The organism is Tolumonas auensis DSM 9187 (genome assembly GCF_000023065.1).
GTDB classification, from domain to species: Bacteria; Pseudomonadota; Gammaproteobacteria; order Enterobacterales; family Aeromonadaceae; genus Tolumonas; species Tolumonas auensis.
Window position 1 is genome coordinate 3,451,064 of sequence record NC_012691.1, and the last position, 20,229, is coordinate 3,471,292.

Sequence of the window (20,229 nt, forward strand, 5' to 3'; positions counted from 1 at the left end):
CCAACGGGTTAGTTACTGTTTAGCGCTTTAACAAAGCCAGTGCTTTTGCTACTACGTTTTCAGTGGTGAATCCGAACTGACGGAATAATTCTTCAGCCGGTGCTGATTCACCAAAGGTTTTCATTCCGACCACATCACCATTTAAGCCAACGTATTTGTACCAGATATCGGTGATACCAGCTTCGATTGCCAGTCGGGTACTAACGGCTTTAGGCAACACAGACTCCCGGTATTCATCACTCTGACGATCGAAAACTTCTGTACTCGGCATAGAAACAACGCGGATTTGATAACCTTGAGCAGCCAGCTCTTCAGTTGCTTTCATCGCTAAATCCATTTCTGAGCCGGTCGCGATCACAATGAGATCCGGTTGTTTGGCACAGTCTTTCAGGATGTAACCACCCCGGACTATGTTCGCGAGTTGTTTCGCATCACGGCTTTGCTGAGGCAGGTTTTGCCGGGAAAAGACCAGAGCCGAAGGTCCGGTTTTGTGTTCCACCGCATAACGCCAGGCTACGGCTGTTTCAACCTGATCACAGGGGCGCCATGTGCTCATATTCGGGGTCACACGCAAGCTGGCCATCTGCTCTACAGGCTGGTGGGTCGGACCGTCTTCGCCCAGCCCGATGGAATCATGTGTGTAGACAAAGATATTGCGGATTTTCATCAGCGCTGCCATGCGGACGGCATTACGGGCATATTCCATAAACATCAAGAAGGTAGCGCCATACGGGATAAACCCGCCATGCAATGTAATACCGTTCATAATGGCGGACATGCCAAATTCGCGGACGCCGTAGTGAACATAGTTACCGGCAGGATCTTTATCTAAGTCAACCGAACCGGACCAGGTTGTTAAATTACTCGGGCTTAAATCAGCGGATCCACCCAGCATCTCCGGTAACAAGGACGCGACCTGTTCTATGGCATTTTGTGAGGCTTTCCGGCTGGCAATATTCGCCGGGTTGGCTTGCAGCTGATGGATATAATCATCCATTTTGCTGTTCCAGTCCTCAGGTAGTTTTCCGGTTGTCCGGCGAATAAATTCTCCGGCTAATTCAGGGTATACTTTTTGATAAGAGGCGAAACACGCATTCCATTCGTTCTCACGAGCCATCCCTGATGCTTTCGCATTCCAGGCGTCATAAATATCTTGTGGAATGACAAATGGTGCCTGTGACCAGTCTAATTTCTGGCGTGTTTCATCGACTTCCTTTTCTCCTAATGGCGCGCCATGACAGTCGTGTGAGCCTGATTTATTCGGGGAACCAAAACCAATAACGGTTTTACACATCAGTAATGAAGGCTTGTCTGTTACCGTACGTGCTATTTCCAGAGCAGACTGAATTGCTTCGGCATTATGGCCATCAATATTACGGATCACATGCCAGCCGTAAGACTCAAATCGCTTGGCAGTGTCATCGGTAAACCAGCCATCAATATGACCATCAATAGAAATGCCATTGTCATCATAGAGTGCGATTAGTTTGCCTAATTTAAGGGTACCGGCAAGCGAACATGCTTCATGAGACACGCCTTCCATCATGCAGCCATCACCCAAGAAGACATAAGTGTAATGATCGACAATCGGATGTTGAGGACGATTAAATTGCGCCGCCAATGTTTTTTCAGCCAGCGCCATACCGACTGCATTTGTGATCCCTTGACCCAGTGGCCCAGTAGTCGTTTCAACACCCGGTGTGTAACCATATTCCGGATGCCCCGGAGTCCGGGAATGCAACTGACGGAATTGTTTCAGATCATCAATCGAAACATCGTAACCGGTCAGGTGTAAGAGACTGTAAATCAGCATCGACCCGTGACCGTTGGACAGGATAAATCTGTCACGATCAAACCAGTTCGGGTTGGCCGGATTATGTTTTAAAAAACCACGCCATAATACTTCGGCCATATCAGCCATACCCATCGGTGCACCCGGATGCCCGGATTTGGCTTTTTGCACGCTATCCATACTTAATACACGTACCGCATCAGCGAGTTTACGGTGCGTTAGTGACGTTGCATTCATTGAAAACTCCAGCTAATACCTGATTAAATAAGTGCGGCGACCATGTCTTCGAGCTTTTTCTGATCCACAGCAAATGCCCGAATCCCTTCCGCTAATTTTTCTACTGCCATGGCATCCGAATTATGCTGCCAGCGGAATTCATCTTCTGTCATTGGCGCCGGGCGACGGAGAGCTGTTTTTACTGGGACGGTCAGTTTTCTTTCCACCGGAGTATTGCTGCCGGAGAGTTCATCTAGAATAGCGGGTGAAATGGTCAGACGATCACAGCCTGACAGTGCGATCACTTGTTCTTTTTTCCGGAAACTTGCACCCATCACCACGGTGTTATAGCTGTATTGTTTGTAGTAATCGAAAATGTTTTTAACCGATTTTACGCCCGGATCGGTGTCGGCACTGTAGGCTGAAGTAGGCTGGTTTTTCTGATACCAGTCGTAAATCCGGCCAACAAACGGCGAAATAAGAAAAACATCCGCTTCAGCACAGGCACGGGCCTGAGCGAAGGAAAAAAGTAAGGTCAGGTTGCAATTAATACCTTCTTTCTCAAGTTCTTCCGCTGCCCGGATGCCTTCCCAGGTTGCGGCGAGTTTGATAAGAATACGTGATTTATCAATACCTTTTTTCTGATAGAGGCTGATCAGTTTTCTTGCTTTTTTAATACATTCATCCCGGTTAAAAGATAAGCGGGCATCCACTTCGGTAGAAATTCTGCCTGGCACATGTTTTAACACTTCCGCACCAATGTTAACGGCAACCAGATCACAGGCATTAACCAGTTGTTCTTCCTTTGACGTACTGGTTTCTTTTGCTGATTTAACAGCATCGTCGATTAATTTCTTATAGTGTGGTAACTGAGCTGCTTTTAGCACTAATGATGGATTTGTGGTTGCATCTTCAGGCGAAAACTGTCGAATTGAATCAATATCACCGGTATCGGCAACCACAACAGTATGTTTTTTTAACTCATTAAGTTGGCTCATATAATCTCCTTGTTGAAACTGATTCTTATAAAAATTATTTATGAGAATAGAACTCTTGGTAGTAATTGATGCGATCTACTTTAGGTGCTGAATTTCCACCTTCATATTCAGATTCAAACCAGGTTTTTAATATATTTTTTGCGAGCTCAGTGCCAATAACCCGGGCGCCAAATGAAATGATTTGTGCGTTATTGCTTTTTCTGGCTCTTTCTGCAGAAAAGGGATCATGACACTGTGCCGCTCTGATGCCTGGTACCTTATTAGCAACAATGCTCATGCCAATACCTGTTCCGCAAATCAAGATCCCACGTTCATGTTTTCCGTCTTTTATAGCAGAAGCAACATTATGGGCAACATCAGGGTATAATTTGTTTTCTGGTGCTTTATCACTGCTGTAATCAATAAATGGAATGTTTTTTTCTTTTAAATATTCAATGATTTTATTTCTGAAGTCGAAGGCAGCATCATCTGCACCAATAGCAATTGTATTCATGAGTATATCCTTATCTATATTTTGTTTTATTCATCGTCACTTTTAAAATTGGTTGTTAAAAGTGACGATGAGATCTTTAGTTAGTGCTTAACGCAAGTTTCTCGTTTCTACTTTTAATCTTCTTATCAAAATAGGCGACCAGTATTGGTGCTGTGAGCATGGTGATAATACTGGCTGTCGCTAATTGTGCGGTTGCTGACTGAACATACATCGCCAGAGACGGGTCTGCTTGTGCCACCATTGCGGGTGTTAATGCAGAACTGGCTGCTGTTGTCCCTAAAGCGGCGCCCAACGCTGTTTTTTGTTTGAGGAAGAAATTGTAGATAAAGTAGAAGACCAGTCCGGTTGATGCAGAGATAAGGCCGAGCACGATGCCGGATAATCCTGCAGTAAAGACGGTATTGATACTTGAGTTGGCGCCAATTGCAAATGACATGATGATGATGACCAGCGGCTGCGCAGAGGCGCACAACTGCTTGAATTTTTCATCCACATTCCCCCAAATGATGCCAATCAGAAGAGGAATAATCATTGATAACAGCGCTGCAAAAGGAATGTTAGCCAGTCCGCTTACGCCAAGCACAACCATGGTGACAAAAGGACCATCTTTTATACAAAAGACAGAAATTGCCCCGGCATCGCTGGAGTCGCCATAGTTACTGCAAAGTGCGATATAGAGAGAACTGTTTGAGCTGGTGATACAGGCAACTAATGCCAGCATAGAGATACCGATAAAACCAGCCGGGCCTAACAGCGAACCCACACCATAAACCACGATGGCTCCGGCCACTACCTTCATCAGCAATAAAACACCTCCCTTATAAAGAGGAAGACCAGCCTGTTTTATATTTATTGATGATCCGCAAATGAGAAGAAATATTCCCATCATTGCGCTGGAACCAGTTTTAAATAATGCTGTTGTTGGGCCGCCAATAGTTAATATGCTGGGGGCGAAGGTGTTGATTAAAATTGCCGCAAGCAAAGGTATAATGATTAACCCACCAGGGACCTTGTTCATTTTTTCAAAAATATTCATATTAGCCATAATTTCCTCACATAGATGGTTTATAGGTTTTATATCTACAAACCAATCATGTTTGTTGTGTGGTGTTGTATTGTGTGAGTGTAAAATTATTCAATTATAAAAAGGTAAAACGGCTAACCTTGTTTATTTTTAAACTTATTCAAGCTGATTCTTTGTAAATGTTATTTACAATAGACTCAATAATGTCCTCGTGTCCGGTTAATCCTCCTTTCCCGATACAAACCATTCCCTCATAATCTCCGCCGATAACCCGGACCAGATCGGTTTGAGGAATAACGTAGTCAATCATCTCAATGCCTTTTGCTCCGAGATGTCTCAATACATTTACCATGGTGTCGCCACCAGTCATGTATATGCCTTTAACATCACCGCGATCATGCTCAAGAATTTTTTTAACAATTTTACCTAAGCCGGCATTAATATTGTTGGCAGCCTGACCGGATGGTAAGAAGAATTTTTCTTCCTCTTCCTTGAGGTTAAGTAATTTGCCTGTTAATGCTGACTCAAAAAGGAATATTGTATCTTTCCGGCTGGCAATACATGATTTTGCCTGATCGACAATTCGATTAATTTCAATATCAGCTGAATTTGATTTATCAATTAAAAGCTCAGCATCTACCGGAATATGGCAAACACGTTTATCTGTATCAATCAGACGGGCTAATTGTTTTTTCGTAACCGGTGTGGCACTACCGGCAACAATGACAATGGAACCGCATTGATTGTCTCTGCTGATGTCGGGTTTTACTTTGCGGCCATCCGCTTTTGCTATTTCTCTGACATAGGCTAATCGCTCGGTAAATGGGCCCGGATCAACACAAAGTACATCCCAATCCAGTTTAGTCACTGCCTGTGCAATAACTTCAACGTCTTCCATGGTAATGGCATCAACGACAATTACTCTGGCACCGTTTGCTTTTTTCTCGGCCAGTGCTTTTGAAACGCTGTTTACTCCGCCTAATACCTGGGATAACGATACATGTTCGACTTTATGCTCTGTCTGATTGGAAATTAATTGCGGCACATATGTTTCAGTAACCGGTGTTCTGACATCTTTGGCGACATCGGTATTAGATAATGCAACACAATCAATGACGGAATATCCACCAACCAGTATGCGTCGTGACTGAGGCATCGAAGGAACTACTACCGCCATGGTGTCCTTAGACAATTCACGCAGCATGGCATCGATTTCATAACCAATACCGCCGCGCATGGTGGTATCGATACGTTTTGAAAAATAGATTGCCCCTTTGTCTTTCAGTATTTGTGTCGCTGCTTTGACGCGTGATTGCGCCTGTTCTTTGGAAAGAGGGCGGCTATCACTGCTTAACACCATGGCCTGATAGTTTTTATCGACGTCTTTCAATGAATCAGCATCAAAGAAAGCCGCTGTTTCAACACCGGAGCGCGCCAGCAATACACCGACAGTAGTAGCACCAGTCAGGTCGTCAGAGACAATTCCGATTTTATCGCTGACACCACAGGCATTAACTAATTCAATATCATCCGGTTTTACTGCAGAAACGTAGATGTCTTCGGTGATGTAATCGGCCAGCAGACCCGATTTGCCGGTTGAATGCAGGTTGATCGTTGGGATACCGCGTTTCGGATATAACCCGCAACGCAGAGTGCCACCACAATCGATCACGGCAATCCCGATATCTTCAGTTGCCGGTTCACCATTTTTGAAAACATCCACCGCTTCCCAGCCAGTTAAATTAACCAGCCGGTCGACGACGGAAGAACGAAATCCGCCAGTGATATAGGCAATCTTTTTATTTTTTTCGATGCGGATTTTTAACGGGCCGCCCCAGCCATCATTGCCTTTATTAATAATTAAATACTTTTCCATGCTTATCTCCCTGTGGAGTAATTGGTCTGGTTAAGCGATTAGTTATTTTTCATTTTCCAGTACTGCGCAGCTCGGATAGTGGACTCGAACATACTGATCGTGCCGACTTTTCCGGTGCCCGCGATGTCAAAAGCAGTGCCGTGATCGACTGAACTGCGCATGAAAGGCAGACCAAAAGTGATGGTGATCGAACGTTCAAAATCGAGTGTTTTACAGGCGATATGTCCCTGGTCGTGATAAAGAGACAAAATGGCGTCGTAATTACCTTTCAGGCCAAGATGGAAAACGGAATCGGCGGGGATCGGGCCAACAGCATTAATACCTAATTTTTGAGCTGCTTTTACTGCCGGAATCAGACTGATTTCTTCTTCGTGACCAAACAAGCCATTATCCGAACCATGTGGATTTAATGCGGCGACAGCAATTTTTGGTTTGTCGATATTCAGGGCGGTGAATTCATTATGAATTTGCTGAACACAATCCAAAACCCGCTCTTTATTGGCATAATCACAGGCGTCTTTCAGTGCCATGTGACGACTTACAAAGAAGACACGCAGATTGCGCACATGGAACATGGTTAACCCATAGTCAGATTTGGTTTCGTGCTGAAATATTTCGGTGTGACCAGCATGTTTGCAGCCGACCAGTTTGATGGCTTCTTTGTGGATGGGTGCGGTTGACACCACATCAACCTCGTTATTCATGCCGAGTTCAATCGATTTGATGACATAGTCATAGGACATTTGTCCAGCAAGTTTCTGAACCTTTCCCCACTCAATGCTATCGCAGTCATAATTTGCTGGTTCTAAAACATCAATAGTGCCAAATTCATATTTAGCTTCTGATGGTTTTGTGATTTTATTAATATTGAAGTCGCAATTTCTTATCTTCATTGCCCGTTCAATGATTGGTATGGAGCCGATTAAAAAAGGCTTGCACTCATCGTAAACTTCTTTTTCCTGCACCGTCGCTACAGATATTTCTGGCCCGACCCCGGCTGGATCTCCAATTGTGATGGCAACAACTGGAATTTTCGGTTCTGACATACGTTTCCCCTTCTGGCGGTAACTGACTCATCTATCGGTTTGATTAAATGTTCATGTTGTGAACTTTTGTTATGGTGAGTTTGTACGTGTCTTGTGAAAAAAAATTAGAGATAACTCACAAATATTCCGCAAGTGACTGACTACTGTCATCGAAATGTGAACAAACCCATATTTTTTATGTGTTAATAAGTTTGTGTGCTGAACATATGCGCTATGGGTGACATACATCACACTACTTAAGGTAAAAGCTGATTAAGGTGAGCGTAAGGTTTTGTTCCGGAGGCAGAAATGAAGAAGAAATTAGTTGGCACTAGCTGGAAAATGAATAAAACACTGTCAGAAGCTCTGGCGTTTTGTCATGTATTGAAGTCAGGCTTGTCAAAAGAAATATGTGAAAGTATTCAACCATTTGTGATACCACCATTCACTACGGTCAGAGATGTATCCTTATTCATCAATGAAAACCAGATCAATTGTCTGACTGGTGTACAAAATATGCATTTCGCTGATCAGGGCGCGTACACCGGAGAGATATCTCCGTTAATGGTCAAGGACACCGGTGCTGTGTTGGTTGAACTCGGTCATTCGGAAAGAAGGCACTATTTCGCCGAAACCGATCTGATGGTGAATAAAAAAGTTCATGCGGCAATTAACCATGGACTCAAGCCCCTGGTTTGTGTTGGTGACGAAGCACAGGAAAAAGAATGGGGTGTTTCTGTCGAAACTGTTGTCAAACAAATGAAAGCAGCTATCGCGGGTCTCAGCGCTGCTCAGGTTGAGAACGTTATTATTGCTTATGAGCCTGTATGGGCAATTGGCGAACACGGAATACCAGCAACAACCGAAGAAGCAGAAGTGATTCATGCTGCATTACGACAAGCCCTGATAACTTGTTACGGCGAACAAGTTGCAAATAAAATATCAATTCTCTATGGCGGAAGTGTTAACCTTCAGAATTCGGTAGAATTAATAACTCAACCAAACATTGATGGTTTGTTTATTGGGCGCTCAGCCTGGAGCCCTGAAGGCTATTGTGAAATCCTGTCAACAATATCCAGAATCATCCGTGATTAGAATGCACCCGGTTATTTCTGTTTTTAATTTTGAAGGTGGAGGTATAGCGGCATGTTAGAAAATGACTCTGATAACGAGTTATTAACAGAGATTGCTGTGGCCTACTATGAAAACGAGCAGACTCAAGAGGAGATATCTCAGAGGTTTGGTATTTCTCGCATCAAAGTTGGCCGCCTGCTGAAGAAAGCCCGGACAGAAGGCATTGTTGAGATCACTGTAAAATACCATCCTGTATTCAGCTCCAACATCGAACAGCAGTTCATAGAACACTTTGGTGTTAAAAGAGCGTTAATTGCGGTTGATCACCGGGATCAGGATGAACAGCGTCAGCAAGTTGCCGCTCTGGTCTCTAACTACTTGTCCAGCGTATTAAAAAATGGCATGTCTGTCGCTGTTGGACAGGGCCGGAATGTTGCCGCTGTTGCCAGCCACGTGGGTGTTTTTCCTGAAAGACAATGTAAGTTTATCTGTGGTATCGGCGGCACTCAGCGGGCAGGAGAACTGATTGATGCCGACCATATAAGCCGTCATTTTGCGCGCAAGTTTAACGCTGTCAGTGAAACACTTTATGCGCCAGCCTATATTGAAAATAGTGAATTAAAGAAGGCGTTTATTCAGAACAGATTGATTAAAGATACCTTGGAGCGTGCGAGTAAAGCGGATATTGCTCTTATTGGTCTGGGTGATATGAATGAAAATAGCTATATGGTTCAGTTGGGATGGTTTACATCTCAGGAAATCATTAGTGCCCGTCTTAATCAGGGTGTGGTTGGTGATATTGCGGGATATAGCTTCTTCGATATACACGGCCAGCCGGTAGATACGGTGATGAATGATCGTGTTATCGGATTAAATCTTGAAGAATTGAGACACATCCCTTGCGTTATTGCGATTGCCTCTGAAAACACTAAAGCCATGGCGATACTGGGGGCTTTGCGTTCAGGGGTCATAGACATCATTGCTACCAGTGCATCTAATGCCCGCACGGTGCTTAATCTGCATCAGCAGACATAGTGTTCCCTGACAGAAAGGTATCTGCGGATACCTTTCTCTTTAAGTTAAATTCATTATTCAGCGCTGAATTTTTAGTTTTTTCGTCTGTCTGTCTCTGGCAGATTTTTGTTTGTTGATCCGATTCAAATTCCCGCAATTATTCTTCGGTGTATTTCCCCTTCCGCATTGACCGTTTATTGTCCACTTTCTATGCTGGCTCCATCCGCTGAATTGATTCAGTAAGTGATGTTTTTCGTTATCACTTATTTTTGTGTCATCAGTCACAGGCAGGTTGAACCATGCTGAAAAAAAACAGTGCAGTACCCAGACAAATCATGATCATTGGTGGCGGTATCGCCGGGATGGAAGCGGCTCGCGTTGCCGCCCGGCGAGGACATAAGGTCGAGCTGTATGAGCAGAAAGATCATCTGGGCGGTAATCTGGTCGCGGCCGGGGTGCCGGATTTTAAAAGAGAGTGTCATGCCCTGATCCATTGGTATGGCAGTGAACTGCATGAGCTGAATGTACCCATACACCTGCACTCCTGGATTGATGAAGAGGCTATCCGGCAAAGTGATGCGGATATCGTGCTGATTGCGACCGGTTCAACGCCGGTAAAACAGGCGATTTCCGGGTTTAATAAAATATTCAGTGCTGAAAGTGTCCTGACCGGGGCTAAAAATCCCGGAAAGTCGGTGATCGTCGCTGGTGGCGGACTGGTCGGTTGTGAAACCGCGTTATGGCTGCGGAATCAGGGTAAGCAGGTCATGCTGATAGAAAAAGAAAATGAAATATTGCCTGTCAGTCACACCCTCAGCTACAGCAGCACGGAAACACTGAAGCAGTTACTGCCGGAAAAGGGCATTACGGTGAAAACCAACACCGTCATTTCACATGCTTCGGCGGCGGGAGTGGTGATGCAATCCGCTGAGCAGATCATCGTCCAGCCAGCGGATTCGGTGGTGACGGCAATAGGATATCAATCCAATAATTCGCTGTATGAGAATTTGAAATCCGAACGGAGTGACATCTATTTGCTGGGTGATGCCAGACAGATCAACAATGTTATCCAGGCGGTTCGTGATGCTTATGACTTAGCCAGTCAGATCTGACTTTTTAATGCAGAAAAACCGGGTTGCAGATTTCAACTGCCCCGGTTTTTTTATGTTCATAAATTTTTTGCATTTACGGGGCAAGATGGTGATGTGATGTACGCAATGATTCTGACATTGTTATCGGATTAACCATGCGTTTTGGCAGATGATATGGCTATACTTGAAGCCATTTGATACTCCGTCAGCTCTGCGGCGGATTTATAACTAAATTAAATCAATAATCGGGTAACACAATGAATAATATGATTATAACGCAAGAGCTGGTGAATGCAGCAGCAGACGCCATCTGTGCCGAAGGAAATAAACCGACGGTACTGGATGTTCGTAAGCGTCTGCAAGCGGGTTCTATGTCAGAGATCTGGCGCTTCTTTCAGGTATGGCAATCTGCGCAACAGGCATCTGCGGAGTCAGTCGTCTCTGTGCCTTCAGAACTACAGCAAGCGCTGGAAGAGCTGATAACCCGGCAGATTGATAATGTAAAAAAGACACTTGAAAGCGAGATTGAAACGTTACGTCAGACCAATGACGAGCTGATGGCTGAAATTGATCAACGGACTCAGCAGTCAACACAGCAAACTGCCGAGCTGAATTCCGCACGGGCAATCAAAGATGAAGTCACTGGCCGTTTTGACCAGCTGAATGCGGAACTGAAACGTGCCCAGACAGAGATTGAGATCGAAAAGGAATCTGCGACGCAGTCCAGAATGGAATTAGTCAAAGTACAGCTGAAGCTGGAGTCTGTTTCTCGTCTGGAGGCTGATCTGGATCAGATGTATAAGACCCTGGAACAGGAACGGGTGGCAAAGCTGAATGCCGAGCACAGCGCCAAGGCGCTGGCGTCCAAACTGGAAATTGAGACCGCAGCCCGTAAAAAGGCAGAAAATGATTTGCTGGCGCTGATCCGCAGTAAAGAAGAGCAGCCAGCCTAAACATCATTTGTCTCACTCCGGAGCAAAAGCAAAAAGGAGCCACAGCGGCTCCTTTTTTATGATGCGGATTTATTTACCGATACAGAATGACGAGAAAATCCGTCCCAGCAGATCATCGGCACTGAACGCACCGGTAATTTCACTTAACGCCTCCTGAGCGAGACGCAGCTCTTCGGCCACCAGCTCACCGGCAAGATAGATTTCAAGCTGTACTTTCGCTTCATCCAGTCGCTCTGAGGCCCGTTCAATAGCATCCAGATGGCGTCGGCGGGCAATAAAACCACCTTCCAGCGTGCTCTGGAAACCCATGCAGGCTTTCAGGTGTTCGCGCAACGCATCCAGTCCGAGGCCGGTCTTGGCGGAGATCGGATACACCGCATAGCCATTTTCTTCGCTGACGGTCAGCGCTTCACCGGTCAGATCGGCTTTATTGCGTACCACGGTGATACCGAGGTTTTCCGGTAACCGATCCACAAAATCCGGCCAGAGATCATGCGGATTACGCGCATCGGTGGTGGTGCCATCGACCATAAATAACACCCGATCGGCTTGTTCAATTTCCGCCCAGGCGCGTTCAATACCGATTTTTTCCACGGTATCGTCAGTATCACGCAGACCGGCGGTATCAATGATATGCAGTGGCATGCCATCCAGATGAATATGTTCACGCAACACATCGCGGGTGGTACCGGCAATTTCAGTCACAATCGCTGATTCCCGGCCGGCCAGTGCGTTCAGCAGGCTGGATTTACCGGCATTCGGGCGTCCGGCAATCACCACTTTCATACCATCACGTAACAGGGCACCTTGCTGTGCTTCGCGTTTAACCTGGGCCAGATCATCCATCACACCGTACAAGGCATTCGCGATTCTGCCATCAGAAAGAAAGTCGATCTCTTCTTCCGGAAAATCAATTGCGGCTTCCACATAGATGCGCAGATTGGTCAGGGAATCGACCAGCTGATGAATACGTGTGGAGAATTCACCCTGCAGTGACTGCATCGCCGAGCGGGCGGCCTGTTCGCTGGTGGCTTCAATCAGATCGGCAATCGCTTCTGCCTGCGCCAGATCCAGTTTGTCGTTCATAAAGGCACGTTCAGAAAATTCACCGGGGCGGGCAAGACGTACGCCGTTAATCGTCAATATACGACGTAACAGCATATCCAGCACTACCGGGCCGCCATGCCCCTGCAGTTCCAGCACATCTTCCCCTGTGAAGCTGTAAGGCGCTTTAAACAGCAATGCAATACCCTGATCCAGCGCTTTACCATCAACGTCACAAAACGGCAGCAGCTCTGCATGGCGTACTTTCGGGATCTTGCCCAATACCTGTTCTGCTACGAGCTTACACAGCGGACCGGAAATACGCAGAATACCGATACCACCACGACCGGGCGGGGTGGCGAGTGCGACGATAGTGTCAATGTGCATGAAGATTCTCGGAATAGGATGCTTTTTGAAATTGTAATGAATATTACGGTGAATGCCGAATATAAAAAGCCCCGCAGGTAGCGGGGCTCTGAAGTCTGCCGGAAGAAACTTACTTCTTACGGCTGTGCAGACCTTTTTTCTCCAGCTGACGGAAGATCAGTGTCTGCTGAATGATAGTTACGATGTTACTTACCACCCAGTACAGTGTCAGACCAGACGGGAACCACAGGAACATGAAAGTGAACACGATCGGCATGAACTGCATCACTTTCTGCTGCATCGGGTCAGTGACCGTGGTCGGGCTCATCTTCTGGATGTACCACATGGTGGCACCCATCAGCAGCGGCAACACGTAATAAGGGTCTTTAACCGACAGGTCAGTCAGCCACAAAGCAAATGGCGCATGACGCAGTTCCACAGACTCCATCAGTGTCCAGTACAGTGCGATGAAGATAGGCATCTGGATCAGCAGCGGGAAGCAGCCACCCAGCGGGTTAACTTTCTCTTCTTTGTACAGCTCCATCATCGCCTGAGACATTTTCTGGCGGTCATCACCTAAACGCTCACGCAGTGCAGTCAGTTTTGGCTGCAGCAGACGCATTTTCGCCATCGAGGTGTACTGTGCTTTTGACAGCGGGTACATCACGCCACGGACAATCATGGTGATCAGGATGATTGCCACACCCCAGTTACCCACCAGACCATGCAGGAACTGCAGCAGCTGGAACAGTGGCTGAGCGATGAACCACAGGTAACCGTAGTCAACAGTCAGGTCCAGATGCTGTGCAACAGCGGCCATCTGATCCTGCAGTTTCGGACCAATCCACAGACTGGTACCAACAACCGCTTCACTGTTTGCCGCAATGGTGGTCAGTGGCAGTTTGATGCCGATAATCGCTTCACCGCTGTCTTTCACATCGGCATTCACACTCACCGCTTTGCCGTAAATGTGGTTCTGTGCATCGGCTTTACCGGTCCAGGCCGTCACGAAGTAGTGCTGCAGCATGCCGGCCCAGCCAGCCTGGGTAGCAACATCCAGTTTCGTTTCACCGATATCGGAAAAGTTTACTTTTTCATAACGCTGTTCAGCTGATGAATAAGCGGCACCGTGGAAGGCACTGGCCATCATTCCCGGGGTGCTGCTGCCTTCAGGTGCAGCGATGGTCTGTTTCAGCTGACCGTAGAACTGAATCTCCAGTGGCTGGGCAGAAACGTTTTTAACCTGATAATCAACGCCAACCGCATAACTTTCACGCTTCAGAACGAAACGTTTCGTGAATACGTTACCTTTGGCATCGGTGAAGGTCATCGGCACAACCAGTTCATCTTTGCCTTCAACCAGCGCAAATTCGGTACCGTTTGCAGTATAGACCGGGCGTTCAGCCTGGTTGTCCACGCCATCACGACCGATCAGACCACTCTGAGCGATGTATTGACGCTGAGGTTTTTTTTCCAGCAATACAAATGGTTTGTCAGAACCCTGAGCTTCTGTTTGTTTCAGCAGTTTAGCTTCAACAATGTCACCCCCCAGGGTATCAACAGTTAGTTCCAGCACATCAGAACGCAGGGTCAGCAGGGCATGTTTCGCATTGCTGGCGTCGTTTTGATTCGGAACATCACCACCTGATGAAGCGGGAACAGAACTTTCCGCGGTCGCCGGGGTTGCGGTTTTTGGAGCCTTATCAACCATCCAGCTCTGCCAGAGCATGAAGGAGACCAGCAATAAGCCGATCAAGAGGAGATTACGTTGAGGTTGCATAGTTATTTTCTTCGCTTCGATTGCTGAGGTTGCGGAACCGGATCATGGCCGCCTGAATGTAAAGGGTGACATTTTAATAGACGTTTGCCACCTAACCAAATGCCTTTTATGAGACCGTGTAGGCAAATTGCATTAATCATGTATTGAGAACAGGTCGGTGTAAAGCGGCAACGTGGGCCAAGAAGAGGACTAATGACCCACTGGTAGACTCTTATGAGTGCAACTGCTAGTCGTTGCTGCGGCGTGCGAGGGTGCGCCATAGCTTATCCAGCAGTTGTGATAAATCGGGGTTTTCTAATCCACGCACAGGGGCTTTGGCGATCACCACAATATCAATCGGCGGCAGTTCATGTTGATGCAAACGAAAACTTTCTCTGATCTGACGTTTTACCCGGTTACGCCATACCGCACGTTTCAGTGCTTTTTTGGGTATAGCTAAACCCAGACGGGGATGTGTCAGGTCGTTACGAATTGCCAGCAGAGTGAGATGCGGGGAGGAAGCTCGCACTGGTTGCGCGAAAACTTTTTGAAAAGTGTCGGGAGTTAACAGACGTAACTCCCGAGGAAAGGTTACTTGCTTGACCATTAAACAGTGGTCAGACGAGCGCGACCTTTAGCGCGGCGAGCAGCCAGAACTTTGCGGCCACCGACTGTTGCCATACGAGAACGGAAACCGTGGTTACGAGCACGTTTCAGTACTGAAGGTTGGAAAGTACGTTTCATAGCTATAATCCGTGAATTAACTGTACAGATTTGATGCTGTCGCCTATCGACGCGCCGATGTAATGGCGAAAACATCAATTCAAAGAGGCGGGATTTTAAACAGATAACAGCTACACGTCAATCGGCCAGCTCATCAATAACCAGCAGAAGCAGACATGTAAGGTTGTCGTTTTACCCGGATCCTCGTGAAAACCACCACGATCAATTAAAGATCGCGGCGGGCGATTATATCGGTTTATGCCCATGTAGCAAGATCACTCTTCAGGATCTTGTATCCGGGCCTGTAATGCGACCTGCCGGGCCAGGCCAAAATCAGTCTTGCCTGAGCCCAGTTTGGGTAAATGATCCAGCTGCAGGATCTGCGCTGGCAGTAACAATGGATTACAGCCTTGCGCCAGCATGGCTTTTCGCAACGCATCTTTTTCCAGTGCTGCTGTCGTCAGCAAAATGATCTGTTCACCTTTTTTTTCATCCGGCAGATTCATGGCAATCACTTCCGTTTCTTCTGCCAATACCTGTTGTACTGCCAGTTCGACAGCACTCAGGCTGACCATTTCACCACCGATTTTGGCAAAGCGGGAGTAACGATCGACGATAAACAGGAAACCATCTTCATCCAGATGCCCTTTATCACCGGTGACATACCAGCGGCTGCCGTCGATTTCCTTGATGACGCTGGCGGTTTTTTCCGGATTATTCAGATAGCCCTGCATCACCTGCGGGCCGCCAATCAGGATCATGCCGTCACTGCCGGTCGGTAGTTCAGCAAACGTTACCGGATCAACAATCCGTACACTGGAGCCGGGTAACGGCATACCGACACTGCCATGCTTACTGCCAATCTGCAGATCCCAGTACTGGGTATCGAGACTGTCCGGCAGATTGACACTGGCCACCGGTGTGGTTTCGGTCGCTCCATAACCTTCCAGAATGTGCTTATTGAAGCGGGTCAGAAAGGCTTCGCGTACCGCCGGATTCAGTTTTTCGGCTCCGGCCACCACAATGCGCAGGCTTTCCATCATCAGCGGGTGTACTTTCGGGTGTTTGGCATACAGGCGGAAGAAGGTAGACGTACCGCACAGAATTGTTGCCCGGTATTGCGCGACGCTTTTCGCCACACCGACCGCATCGGTCGGGTCGGCATGACAGACCACCGGAATGCCTTCAATCAGCGGCATAAACTGATTCACGGTCAGACCGAAAGCGTGGAACAGTGGCAGGCAGGACATCAGTACATCCTGTTCCTGGGTGTTGACCACATCGGAGATCTGCTTCAGGTTGGCCATAATGTTCTGATGACTGAGCATGACGCCTTTCGGCTGACCTTCGCTGCCGCTGGAAAACAGGATGGCCGCTGTCTGCTGACTGTCATGGGTATGATTACAGATCCGCTTCAGCAGGCGGGCAGGGAGTATCTGTATCGCGAACCAGCGCCAGAATGTCTCATTGAAATGGATCTGACTGCGTAAATCTTCCAGATAAATAATATACCGGCCTTCCAGTACGGAAACGGCGTCCGGATTCCGTTTTACCAGCCGTTCAATGAAGCGCCGGGAGGTGTAGATAGTCTGGATCCGGGCTTGTTCAATCGCCGTTTTCAGTGCCTGCTCACTGGCGGTGTAGTTCAGGTTAACAATCGTTTTTCCTGCCAGCAGCGTCGCCATGTTGCACAGCACGCCACCGGTGCTGGTGGGCAGCAGTAAGCCGATATTCTGTTCCGGGCTTATCTGACGGATACGGTGCGACAATGCCCAGGCGGCAGCCAGCGCTTTATCGGCGGTCAGTGGTTTCGAGATGCCATCCGCCAGGGATAACTTGCGGCGTTCCGCTTTTTTCACACTGCTGATCCAGGCATTGGTCAGCGTTGGCAGATTATCCACATGCCGCTGCCAGGATTGTACCGAGAGATCAAATACGCGTTGTTTGATGGCTACCGCATTACTGTTTTTAGGCTGCGGCTGGCCAAAGGCAACGATGATTTCACGGTAATAACCGCTGCGGCGCAGTGTTTTCAGTTTATTGGATGAACGGGAAAACTGGCTGCCCCACAGACCACGCAGATAAAAAGGCACAATCACCACATCATCGCTGACATGTCTGCAGGCCAGTTCAAAACCACGACGGAACTCGCCGAGGTGGCCGTTACGGCTGATGCCGCCTTCCGGAAACAGGCAAACCACCTCACCCTGCGTCAGCAGTTCACTGATGGTTTCCAGCGAGCGGCGGCTGGCGGCATTCGCTATCGGGATACAGCCATACAAGCGGAACAGCCATTTCAGGTATTTATGCTCGTAGATGCTTTTAATGATCACGAAGCGCACCGGCCGCGGACAGGCAATTTGCACAATCGCCCAGTCTATCCAGCTGATATGGTTGCCCAGCAGCAGAACACCACCAGTAGCCGGAATATTCTGAATACCCTGAATATCTACTTTATAGCGTTGTTTCAGCAAACTCTGCGCAATAAACAACAGCAAGGTTTGCGGCATCTTGCGGATGGTATAGATACAGCCCAGCACAGTAACACCGGCCATCAGATAGAGCAGATGTTTACCGTCGTAACCTAAATGTGCCACAACGACCGTCAGCACCAGAAACGAGAGCATGGCGATATTCTGGAACAGGTTATTCCCGGCAATCACTTTTCCCAGCTCATCTTCCCGGCTGTGGAATTGGATCAGGGCATTCAGCGGAACGATAAACATGCCGCCGGCGGTCCCGATCAGCAGAAAATCAAGCGCATAGAACGTAATGTCATTGAATTGCGGCAGCATCACCAGACCCGCCGCGACACCGACGATACCGACCGGGATCAGGCTGGTGGCAATATAGTTACGTGATAAGCGCGCGGCCAGTGCAGAACCCAGCGCAATACCAAGACCGGTACAGGCCAGTACGCCCTGCAGAACCAGCGTGTTTTCGATTCCGGCGGCCTCTTTGGCAAACGCCGGAAAGGCGGCCAGTAACACCTGACCCACGGCCCAGAACAACGACAAGCCCAGTACGGACAAGCGGATCACATCACGCTCCAGGACGGGGGCCAGCTCCTGCTGAAATTGTTCTGCCCGCAAGCTGTTACGCCAGTCAAAGGCTGGCATCGGCTGCGAATGTTCCAGTGTGGGTAAACGGTATAACAGTATCAGTTCAAAGACCGTGCATCCCACCAGCATCCAGCCGGCGGGTGCCAGCGACTCGAGGATCGGACCACTGTCTTTTACGCCAGTCGGGAACCACAGCTCAAATACCACGGTGAAAGCAATCGTGCCCGCCAGAATGGCAATGATCGAAACGGCCTGTACCGCGCCGTTGGCTTCCGCCAGATGGTTCTTGCCAAACAGTGCCTGAATGTAGCCATATTTGGCCGGGGAATAGAAGGTGGCCTGTATCGCCAGCAGGAATGTCATGGCAAACGCGGGCCAGAACCAGCCCATGTAATAACAAAGCGTGATCGCCAGGGTTAACCCCACTGCAATCCAGGCAGAGATACGCATGACCTTATCTTTCGGGTATTTATCCGAGCTGAAACCGGCTGGCGCAAAAAACATGATAAATGGCAGCAGGATCAGGGCATTGACGATGGCAGTCAGGATCACCTGTTGTGAACCGTCATAAATCTTGAAAACCGTATTCTGAATAATGATTTTATGCCCGAGATCGACGAAGGCATTCATAAAGCCGGCCAGCAGAAAGGCGAGGGCGCCCCGCTGACCCAATAGTTTGAACATAAGGAAGATCCTGATTTGCATACAACAGATAGTCATATCGTGAGTAATAGTATCGTTTTTTACAAATGGAATTCACCTTGTTGCGTCTGTTACACCTCATGGTATTGTTTGGCGATACTTTTATCAGTGAGGGTGCTTAATGAGTCAGACCAGTAACCTGTTACAGGTATTAAAAAAGCAGCTGCGGGGACAGGGAAAAACGTACGCGGATGTCGCGCAGTTGCTCGGCTTGAGTGAAGCATCAGTAAAACGCCTGTTTGCCAGCCAGAGTTTCAGTCTGCAACGGCTGGAACAACTTTGTGACTGGCTACAGATAGAATTTGCCGAACTGATGCAGCAGGCACAGCAACAACCGCAACTGACCCAGCTGACGTTACAACAGGAACAGGAAATTGCGGCTGATCAGTTGTTATTGCTGGTGGCGGTCAGTGTCATCAATGGTTTTACCTTTCAGGATCTGTTATCGCACTATGCCCTGACCGAAACGGAGTGTGTGCGCAAGCTGGCGGCACTGGATCGATTGAAGATCATTGACCTGTTGCCGGGTAACCGGATCCGGTTACTGCTGGCGACCCATTTCAGCTGGCTACCGGATGGTCCGATCCAGCGTTTTTTTCTGCATCGGGTACAACAGGACTTTTTCCAGTCCCGCTTTGATAAAGAGACCGAGAAACTGCTGGTGCTGAACGGGCTGTTATGCAGCAGCAGTAACCGCGAGTTACAACAGCTAATGACCCGCTGGGCGCGGGAGTTCAGTGAGCTGACACGGGGGGATCGCAGCCTGCCGATGGATGAAAAACACGGTACGACACTGGTACTGGCGGTCCGGCAGTGGCGGCATGTGTTATTTGATGAGATCAGTCGATCATCGGTGAGTAATGTTGTGGATAAATAGTGAACATAACCCCATGTTATCCCGTCATTATCCACAAAACTAGTCACATGATCTGCAATGATTGTGAAGATCCTGCGAACAAGATCTGGAGATCGATCCGCAAAAGGGAGTAAAATAGAAGGTCTTATGAATGATCAGAC

General features: G+C 47.8%; 17 protein-coding genes. 5 read left to right on the forward strand and 12 right to left on the reverse strand.

All coding sequences use genetic code 11. The annotated features are described in order from the left end of the window. Nucleotides 1-19 precede the first annotated feature (19 nt). From tkt to pdxA, 6 genes are all read right to left on the reverse strand, one after another. Nucleotides 20-2,029 (reverse strand): transketolase, encoded by a 2,010-nt coding sequence (gene tkt / locus TOLA_RS16185; RefSeq protein WP_015880193.1) that lies wholly within the window; start codon nt 2,027-2,029, stop codon nt 20-22. A gap of 23 nt (nt 2,030-2,052) precedes the next feature. Further along, the gene (gene tal, locus TOLA_RS16190; protein ID WP_015880194.1) at nt 2,053-3,006 is read right to left on the reverse strand and encodes a transaldolase; all 954 of its coding nucleotides are present in this window, start codon (nt 3,004-3,006) and stop codon (nt 2,053-2,055) included. A gap of 34 nt (nt 3,007-3,040) precedes the next feature. Next, nucleotides 3,041-3,499, reverse strand: coding sequence for a ribose 5-phosphate isomerase B (rpiB, locus tag TOLA_RS16195; protein WP_015880195.1), 459 nt, complete (start codon nt 3,497-3,499; stop codon nt 3,041-3,043). A 76-nt stretch (nt 3,500-3,575) separates the two neighbouring features. Further along, nucleotides 3,576-4,544, reverse strand: coding sequence for a 2-keto-3-deoxygluconate permease (locus TOLA_RS16200; RefSeq protein WP_015880196.1), 969 nt, complete (start codon nt 4,542-4,544; stop codon nt 3,576-3,578). A gap of 139 nt (nt 4,545-4,683) precedes the next feature. Continuing rightward, nucleotides 4,684-6,399: a four-carbon acid sugar kinase family protein gene (locus TOLA_RS16205; protein WP_015880197.1), complete on the reverse strand. Its 1,716-nt coding sequence runs from the start codon at nt 6,397-6,399 to the stop codon at nt 4,684-4,686. A gap of 38 nt (nt 6,400-6,437) precedes the next feature. Continuing rightward, a complete protein-coding gene (pdxA, locus tag TOLA_RS16210) occupies nt 6,438-7,445 on the reverse strand; it encodes a 4-hydroxythreonine-4-phosphate dehydrogenase PdxA (RefSeq protein WP_015880198.1) in 1,008 nt (335 codons plus the stop codon). Between the two features lie 288 nt (nt 7,446-7,733). On the opposite strand from pdxA, the gene TOLA_RS16215 reads away from it, so the two are divergent. From TOLA_RS16215 to TOLA_RS16230, 4 genes are all read left to right on the forward strand, one after another. Continuing rightward, on the forward strand, nt 7,734-8,519 hold the full coding sequence (locus tag TOLA_RS16215) for a triose-phosphate isomerase (RefSeq protein ID WP_015880199.1): 786 nt from the start codon (nt 7,734-7,736) through the stop codon (nt 8,517-8,519). 51 nt (nt 8,520-8,570) lie between these two features. Then, on the forward strand, nt 8,571-9,533 hold the full coding sequence (locus TOLA_RS16220) for a sugar-binding transcriptional regulator (RefSeq protein ID WP_015880200.1): 963 nt from the start codon (nt 8,571-8,573) through the stop codon (nt 9,531-9,533). Between the two features lie 278 nt (nt 9,534-9,811). Then, a complete protein-coding gene (locus TOLA_RS16225; protein WP_015880201.1) occupies nt 9,812-10,624 on the forward strand; it encodes an FAD-dependent oxidoreductase in 813 nt (270 codons plus the stop codon). Nucleotides 10,625-10,860: 236 nt separating this feature from the next. Then, nucleotides 10,861-11,556 carry a DNA-binding protein gene (locus tag TOLA_RS16230; protein WP_015880202.1) on the forward strand — a complete coding sequence of 232 codons (696 nt, stop codon included), beginning with the start codon at nt 10,861-10,863 and terminating at the stop codon, nt 11,554-11,556. Nucleotides 11,557-11,625: 69 nt separating this feature from the next. Here TOLA_RS16230 and mnmE read toward each other — a convergent pair whose 3' ends face one another. The 6 genes from mnmE to TOLA_RS16255 all read right to left on the reverse strand — a co-directional run bounded on the left by mnmE (nt 11,626) and on the right by TOLA_RS16255 (nt 19,194). Then, nucleotides 11,626-12,987: a tRNA uridine-5-carboxymethylaminomethyl(34) synthesis GTPase MnmE gene (gene mnmE / locus TOLA_RS16235; protein ID WP_015880203.1), complete on the reverse strand. Its 1,362-nt coding sequence runs from the start codon at nt 12,985-12,987 to the stop codon at nt 11,626-11,628. 109 nt (nt 12,988-13,096) lie between these two features. Beyond that, a complete protein-coding gene (gene yidC, locus TOLA_RS16240; RefSeq protein WP_015880204.1) occupies nt 13,097-14,746 on the reverse strand; it encodes a membrane protein insertase YidC in 1,650 nt (549 codons plus the stop codon). Nucleotides 14,747-14,748: 2 nt separating this feature from the next. After that, nucleotides 14,749-15,006: a membrane protein insertion efficiency factor YidD gene (gene yidD / locus TOLA_RS16595; protein WP_015880205.1), complete on the reverse strand. Its 258-nt coding sequence runs from the start codon at nt 15,004-15,006 to the stop codon at nt 14,749-14,751. Further along, nucleotides 14,973-15,332: a ribonuclease P protein component gene (gene rnpA, locus TOLA_RS16245; protein ID WP_015880206.1), complete on the reverse strand. Its 360-nt coding sequence runs from the start codon at nt 15,330-15,332 to the stop codon at nt 14,973-14,975. The genes yidD and rnpA overlap by 34 nt, the downstream gene beginning before the upstream one ends. Further along, on the reverse strand, nt 15,332-15,469 hold the full coding sequence (gene rpmH / locus TOLA_RS16250; protein ID WP_015880207.1) for a 50S ribosomal protein L34: 138 nt from the start codon (nt 15,467-15,469) through the stop codon (nt 15,332-15,334). Before rpmH ends, rnpA begins: the two co-directional genes overlap by 1 nt. A gap of 254 nt (nt 15,470-15,723) precedes the next feature. Further along, a complete protein-coding gene (locus tag TOLA_RS16255) occupies nt 15,724-19,194 on the reverse strand; it encodes an acyl-[ACP]--phospholipid O-acyltransferase (RefSeq protein ID WP_015880208.1) in 3,471 nt (1,156 codons plus the stop codon). A gap of 139 nt (nt 19,195-19,333) precedes the next feature. On the opposite strand from TOLA_RS16255, the gene TOLA_RS16260 reads away from it, so the two are divergent. Further along, nucleotides 19,334-20,089, forward strand: a complete 756-nt coding sequence (locus TOLA_RS16260; RefSeq protein WP_015880209.1) for a helix-turn-helix domain-containing protein — start codon at nt 19,334-19,336, stop codon at nt 20,087-20,089. The last annotated feature ends 140 nt before the right edge of the window (nt 20,090-20,229 follow it).

Coding starts and splice junctions, on each gene's coding strand:
- TOLA_RS16225 (WP_015880201.1), top strand. CDS start 9,812: ATGCTGAAAAAAAACAGTGCAGTACCCAGACAAATCATGATCATTGGT.
- tkt (WP_015880193.1), bottom strand. CDS start 2,029: ATGAATGCAACGTCACTAACGCACCGTAAACTCGCTGATGCGGTACGT.
- TOLA_RS16205 (WP_015880197.1), bottom strand. CDS start 6,399: ATGGAAAAGTATTTAATTATTAATAAAGGCAATGATGGCTGGGGCGGC.
- yidC (WP_015880204.1), bottom strand. CDS start 14,746: ATGCAACCTCAACGTAATCTCCTCTTGATCGGCTTATTGCTGGTCTCC.
- pdxA (WP_015880198.1), bottom strand. CDS start 7,445: ATGTCAGAACCGAAAATTCCAGTTGTTGCCATCACAATTGGAGATCCA.
- TOLA_RS16260 (WP_015880209.1), top strand. CDS start 19,334: ATGAGTCAGACCAGTAACCTGTTACAGGTATTAAAAAAGCAGCTGCGG.
- rnpA (WP_015880206.1), bottom strand. CDS start 15,332: ATGGTCAAGCAAGTAACCTTTCCTCGGGAGTTACGTCTGTTAACTCCC.
- mnmE (WP_015880203.1), bottom strand. CDS start 12,987: ATGCACATTGACACTATCGTCGCACTCGCCACCCCGCCCGGTCGTGGT.
- rpiB (WP_015880195.1), bottom strand. CDS start 3,499: ATGAATACAATTGCTATTGGTGCAGATGATGCTGCCTTCGACTTCAGA.
- TOLA_RS16255 (WP_015880208.1), bottom strand. CDS start 19,194: ATGTTCAAACTATTGGGTCAGCGGGGCGCCCTCGCCTTTCTGCTGGCC.
- rpmH (WP_015880207.1), bottom strand. CDS start 15,469: ATGAAACGTACTTTCCAACCTTCAGTACTGAAACGTGCTCGTAACCAC.
- TOLA_RS16200 (WP_015880196.1), bottom strand. CDS start 4,544: ATGGCTAATATGAATATTTTTGAAAAAATGAACAAGGTCCCTGGTGGG.
- tal (WP_015880194.1), bottom strand. CDS start 3,006: ATGAGCCAACTTAATGAGTTAAAAAAACATACTGTTGTGGTTGCCGAT.
- TOLA_RS16215 (WP_015880199.1), top strand. CDS start 7,734: ATGAAGAAGAAATTAGTTGGCACTAGCTGGAAAATGAATAAAACACTG.
- TOLA_RS16230 (WP_015880202.1), top strand. CDS start 10,861: ATGAATAATATGATTATAACGCAAGAGCTGGTGAATGCAGCAGCAGAC.
- yidD (WP_015880205.1), bottom strand. CDS start 15,006: ATGGCGCACCCTCGCACGCCGCAGCAACGACTAGCAGTTGCACTCATA.
- TOLA_RS16220 (WP_015880200.1), top strand. CDS start 8,571: ATGTTAGAAAATGACTCTGATAACGAGTTATTAACAGAGATTGCTGTG.